The 5,993-nt window shown below is 45.6% G+C and carries 5 protein-coding genes; all 5 read left to right on the top strand.

The genetic code is table 11. The annotated features are described in order from the left end of the window. A partial coding sequence (locus tag L0156_24865; protein MCI0606232.1) for a hypothetical protein occupies window positions 1-1,947 on the top strand: 1,947 nt, incomplete at its 5' end. 81 nt (window positions 1,948-2,028) lie between these two features. After that, window positions 2,029-2,232: a type II toxin-antitoxin system VapB family antitoxin gene (locus L0156_24860; GenBank protein MCI0606231.1), complete on the top strand. Its 204-nt coding sequence runs from the start codon at window positions 2,029-2,031 to the stop codon at window positions 2,230-2,232. Continuing rightward, the gene (locus tag L0156_24855; GenBank protein MCI0606230.1) at window positions 2,222-2,614 is read left to right on the top strand and encodes a PIN domain nuclease; all 393 of its coding nucleotides are present in this window, start codon (window positions 2,222-2,224) and stop codon (window positions 2,612-2,614) included. The genes L0156_24860 and L0156_24855 overlap by 11 nt, the downstream gene beginning before the upstream one ends. 334 nt (window positions 2,615-2,948) lie before the next feature. After that, complete coding sequence (locus L0156_24850; protein ID MCI0606229.1) at window positions 2,949-5,546, top strand: protein kinase; 2,598 nt, start codon at window positions 2,949-2,951, stop codon at window positions 5,544-5,546. 49 nt (window positions 5,547-5,595) lie between these two features. Further along, a partial coding sequence (locus L0156_24845; GenBank protein MCI0606228.1) for a hypothetical protein occupies window positions 5,596-5,993 on the top strand: 398 nt, incomplete at its 3' end.

Below are 5,993 nucleotides of genomic sequence, written 5' to 3'. Positions count from 1 at the left end.
ATTTCATCCATCAATCCTGGAATTCCGGTTCCATTACGGTGGTTGATCGAACGATGTTTGTCAAAAGATAGAGTAAATCGCTATGGTGCAACGATTGATTTGTTTCATGATTTAAAAAATCTGCGCGATCATGTTTTTGAAATTTCTCCAGTTGCTTTAGATGATCGTGTGAAGCGTTCCTATGTAAAACCAATTTTGTTGACAGCCGTAGGCATTTTGGCTGTTGTCAGTTTGCTTGGATTTTTTCTGTTGCCGCAATCGACTTCAGTTGATCTTTCGAAATATCACTTGACTCCATTTGCCGTTGAATCTGAAATGGAAGATTTTCCGGCGTGGTCGCCTGATGGAAAAACTCTTGCTTTTACCCGCATTAGTAGTGATGGTAATGATCAAATCTTTACCCAAAGCCTGGGATCACCGGTATCCACGCAAGTTACAAAACATTCGGCGCGATGCTTTTCTCCATTTTGGTCTCCGGACGGATCACGCATCTTTTATCTTGCAGAAGATAATCTTTGGGCAGTTGGCGCCACAGGCGGATCTCCACGTTTAGTGATTCAAGATACTTTCGCTGCAACAATCTCCCCAAATGGAAAGACGTTTGCATTCTTGAGAGAAGAAGCAAATCACTCGTCATTATGGATCTCTATGAATGGCGCGCCCGCCAAAGAATATCTCCAGCCTCCATTTTCTGAAAAAAAGTTCTATACCTCTGAATACATCAGATTTTCTCCTGATGGTTCTAAAATTCTTGTTCTTTTACAAGGACTAGAAAAATTCTGGGTAATTCCTTTTCCTGAAGGTAAACCTTATCGTGCACTTTCCAATGTAATCACAAATAACTATTTTTCATTCAATTGGATGCCAGACAGCAGGCATATTGTTTTCGTAGCACCCGTTCAAGGGAATACGGGGGCTCATCTTCTGATTGGTGATATTGAAACTGGGACTTTTTACGCGATCACCAATGGCACTACTGATGAAATGGAACCCGCTGTTTCGCCGGATGGAACGAAGATCGCTTTCCAACAACATGAAGAAAATTGGGATCTTGTGGAAATTCCGGTAGATGGGAGTTCGATCCGTGATTTGTTGAAAACATCACGGGCCGAAGGTTTCCCAGGCTGGTCCCCATTGGGAAATCAATTTGTCTATGCGAGAGGAATCTGGGGAGTTGATGGAATCTGGCTCCGTAATGTGCAAGAAGGATGGGAAAGGGCGATCGTGACTCGTTCAGATTTCGGCAATGAATCTACAGACGAGATATCCTTTCCAAGTTTTTCACCGGACGGACATCGAATCGCTTACTTCAGAGCCGGTGGTGGACGAAACGGTATTTGGCTATCCAATGTTGCTGGCGGAACGCCGGTGAGACTCGCATCGGGCCAATTGCCTTCGTGGTCACCTGATGGTGAATGGATAGCAATGCGTATCGCAATGAAGGACAAAAATGTTCTTGCAAAAGTAAAACTGGGAGGAAGTAGCGAACCGATTGTTTTATCGCAAAACGAAATCTCATATCAACTTCCGCAATGGTCACCGCAAGAAGACTTGATTAGTTTTGTCGGTGAAGAAGGTATCTATATTGTTTCCTCAAATGGTGGAGATTCACGGCTTGTTTTCAAGATAAAACAGGAGGAGGTTCTTGGCGTGTACGGATGGGGAAAGGAGTGGCAATCTCTGTATGTACTAGCTATTCAAGAACCCAGCAACTGGATACTTTCAGGTGCTGACATCAAAACTGGAAAAAGAAAAGTTATTTCCGATTTCGGTCCTTATAGTTCGGATTTTTATTGGGTTCGCGGTTTCAGTCTAGCTCCGGATGGAAAAAGCTTCGCCACATCGCTCGATCACGCAAAAGCGGACATCTGGATCCTGGAAGGTTTTAATCAGAAAATAGGTTTTTTCGAAAGAATCCGCGGGTTGTTCTTTAAAAATGAAAGCTGATAGATATTGTGGTTTACCTGAAACCCGGGTCTCGAAACATCCTTGCTCTCATACACATAAATACCGTATAATATACACATCATGCGAACAAACGTCGTATTAAACGATCGCTTAGTCGAAAAGGCCAAGAAAATTACAGGGTTGAAGACTAAAAAAGATGTTATTCATGAAGGTCTTCGAACTCTAATCAAGCTTCATCAGCAACGGAAAGTACGCTCTTTGCGCGGGAAATTGCACTGGGAAGGTAATCTAAATAAAATGCGCGAGGGGCGTTTTGCTCGTTGATTCTTCTGTTTGGATCGATTATTTCAATGGTTTAAAGAGCCCGCAAACTGACTACTTTCATGCAGTGCTGGGTCAAACTGAGATTCTAGTTGGCGACCTTATCCTTACGGAAGTTCTTCAGGGTTTTAGGAGAAAACAAGATTATACGACAGCGAAAAGTGCCCTGCTTACATTCGAAGTGCGAGAGATGGTCGGCAAAGATATTGCCTTAAAAAGCGTCGATCACTATCGTTTCCTGCGAAATAAAGGAATTACCATTCGTAAGACGATTGACTGCCTGATAGCGACTTTTTGCATCCAGAACAAAATAGAATTACTTCATTCCGACCACGATTTCGATCCTTTTGTTCGTTACCTCGGGTTACAAATCCCAGAATTCTAGAAAACCACCAGCTGAAGCCATCGATTGCCGGCCGATCCCGACAGAATACTCATCAATTGATGAAAGGTTTCAGCAAATCATGAGATTTGGCTTTCGCAGTCAAACGGCTTTCGTCGAGAAACAGGTATGGCATTGACTTTGCTGAACAACGGATCGTGTCTTGTCAGAACTTCAGGCAAGTACGATTTATTGAAAAGAAAAGTACGAGGGCTAAAGCTTGAAGAAAGTCCTGTTAAGACCTATCCAAACATATTCTGTTAAATTTGATCATTCCCTCACTTGCGACAAAGCAGATCCTTTCAACTCTAATTCATTAAAATCCGTGGGGTTATTCATGCCCGCTCAGATGGTCGGCCATACATTAACTCACTTCCGTATTGTCGAGAAAATCGGCATGGGAGGTATGGGCGTTGTGTATCGAGCTCATGATGAACAGCTGGACCGGGATGTTGCCATTAAGATCTTAACCTCAGGTACATTTGCGGATGAAACGGACCGAAGACATTTTCGAAAGGAAGCTCTGGTTCTCTCAAAAGTAAACCATCCAAACATTGAAACGATACACGAGTTCAATACTGATGCAGGAATTGATTTCCTCGTGATGGAGTTCATCCAAGGAACTACTCTCAACGACAAACTGAATCAGAGATCTCTTCCAGAAAAGGAAATCTTGAAATTAGGGATGCAATTAGCGGATGGTCTTGCCGCAGCGCATGAGCATGGGATTTTGCACAGGGATTTGAAGCCGGGGAATGTGCGGATTACGCCCGATGGACGAGTCAAGATTCTGGATTTTGGTTTGGCAAAGCTGACTCCGCAGGAAATTGCCAAAAATGATACGACAGAAAGTTTGAGGGACCACGACAAGGCTGTTGGCACTCTGCCTTATATGTCTCCGGAGCAATTGCGAAACGAGAAGATAGATCTGCGTAGTGATATTTATTCCACGGGTGCAATCCTTTACGAAATGGCAACCGGATATCGCCCAATTACTAGATTGCAGATCCCAGCCCTCGTTGAAGGCATTTTGTATGAACAGCCCAGAACGCCGACATCATTGAATTCCAGGATCTCGGCGGAACTCGAACGCATCATCTTGAAGGCACTGGACAAAGATCCGGACCGCCGGTATCAGTCAGCCAGGGAATTGCGAGTTGATCTGGAACGTCTGGCCACGGGATCCACAACCACGTCAGTTCGCCGGCTGCATTCGTCTCGCTACTTCTGGCGGCGCTTCGCCCTCCCGGTTTCGCTGATCATTTTTGTAGCACTGATTGGAATGATCTTCGGCATACAAAAGCGATTCAATCCCTGGCAGAAGGCTGGGATACCATCGGAAAAGCACCTCGCTGTGCTTCCATTCACAAGTCCCGGTGAAGATCCATCAAATCAGGCCTATTGTGATGGTCTTGTGGAAACCTTGACAGGCAAGCTTACTCAACTTTCCAGCTTTCATGGATCCATATGGGTTGTGCCAATGAGCGAGGTGCGCAAGGAAAAAGTTTCAAGCGCGAAGGAGGCGCAGCAACTATTTGGGGTGAACCTGGCTGTGACAGGGAATCTGCAACGACATGGAGATCGCGTTCAAATAGTTGCGAATCTTGTTGATGCGAAAGCGTTGCGCCAATTACGATCTGTTTCGATAGAGACCTCAATTCAGGATGTGGATGCTCTACAGGATGGGATTGTGCGGCAGATTGCCGAAATGTTGGAAGTCGATTTGCAACCCCAGGTAAGCGAAGTTCTTGAGGCGGGCGGCACTTCGTTAGGAAGGGCCTACGATTATTACTTGCAGGGCCAGGGGTACCTGCATCGATATGACAAGGCTGAAAACTTGGACGCAGCCATCCGCTCATTTCACTTAGCCTTGGAACTGGATTCACAATATGCGCTGGCTTACGCCGGACTGGCGAAGGCTTACTGGAAAAAATACGATCTTACCGGCGACACCCAATGGGTCGAACCTGCACGAAAAAACGCTAAGCATGCTGTTGAACTGGATGGCCAGCTGGTAGCCGCTCGCATTGCTCTTGCCGCAATCCAGAAAGGCACTGGCGAATTCAAACAGGCGATTTTTGAATTCGCGCAAGCCTTGAAAACTGATCCTTCTAGCTTTGAAGCACGTCTTGGATTGGCCAGATCTTATGAAGCCATAGGGGAACTGGAGAAAGCTGAATTAGCCTACCGCGGGGCAATCCAGTTTCAGCCAAACGTCTGGTACGGTTATAACTCGCTCGGAGCCTTTTACCTAAACTCTTCCCGATATCCAGAAGCGGCAGAGATGTTTCAACAGGTCATTCGATTGGTACCGGATAGTGCCCGAGGCTACTCTAATTTTGGTGCGGTCTATTTAGAACAGGGGCGTTACAATAAGGCAATTTCCGTTTTAAAAAAGTCCATCAATATTCACCCAAACTCCGATGCATATTGGAACCTCGGATATGTCTACATGATGCTGAGGCGTTTCACTGAGTCAGTTACGGCATATGAAGAAGCAGTAAGACTTCGCGAGCCTCAAAACTTTTCCATATGGGGTAATTTAGCCGATGCTTATTACTGGTCACCCTCACCGAGCCAACGCGAAAAAGCGTTGCCTGCTTACCAGCTAGCTATTGAGTTAGCCAAAGAAGAGTTGAAGGTGAACCCGAATAGTGCAAGTGCCTTGATCATGCTGGCCTTGTTCCAGGCAAGAGTCGGTAACCAAAATGAAAGCCTGGACAGCCTGCACGAAGCCATGAGATTGAAGCCGGATAATGCTCACTTTCTTTTTATCGGAGGATTGGTTTACAACCGGTTAGGTCAGACAACGGCTGCTCTGGATTGGCTGCAGCGCGCCATGGAACTCGGCTATCCCGGAGCAGAATTGAATCACATCGACTTAGACAACCTGCGTGATCAACCCCGCTTTCGCGCCCTCACGCAGAAACGCTAATAACCAGAGAGTGGCTTCCTCTATGATGAGGAGCAACAGGGAGAAGACAATGACTCGTGTAATCAAGTTATTTTTTCTTCTGTTCTTTTGTACGTTCTTAGTTCCGGTCTTCGCAGCAGATCCAAAGGATCCAGAAAAGCTGAAAAAAGCAAATTGGAATTGCGACCTCGACCATGTTAAGTACGGCGAAATCGAACTCTTTATCGAGGATCTGAAAAAGAAAGAGCATGAGAACCCTCGTCACCCAGCGATTTGCCTTTACTCGAAGTTCCAGAACTCAATTCTGTGGCGTTCAAAGGAATACGAAGCATTCAAAGTCGAGATAGTTCCAATCGAAGGTGCCCCTCATCCATTCTACATAGAGTTCCCAAAAGGGGGACTTCAAAGCGTGAACCAGCTTGTATCATCGGGTCCACCGAAGAGAGATTTACCCAAGGACAAGGTTCT

It is taken from the genome of bacterium, assembly GCA_022616075.1.
Classification (GTDB): domain Bacteria; phylum Acidobacteriota; class HRBIN11; order JAKEFK01; family JAKEFK01; genus JAKEFK01.
Note: the sequence above shows the minus strand (reverse complement) of the source record. Positions and strands in the feature narration are given on the sequence as shown.

What these genes read in the sequence shown, in the direction of transcription:
- L0156_24860 (MCI0606231.1), top strand. Translation starts at nt 2,029, where the DNA reads ATGCGAACAAACGTCGTATTAAACGATCGCTTAGTCGAAAAGGCCAAG.
- L0156_24850 (MCI0606229.1), top strand. Translation starts at nt 2,949, where the DNA reads ATGCCCGCTCAGATGGTCGGCCATACATTAACTCACTTCCGTATTGTC.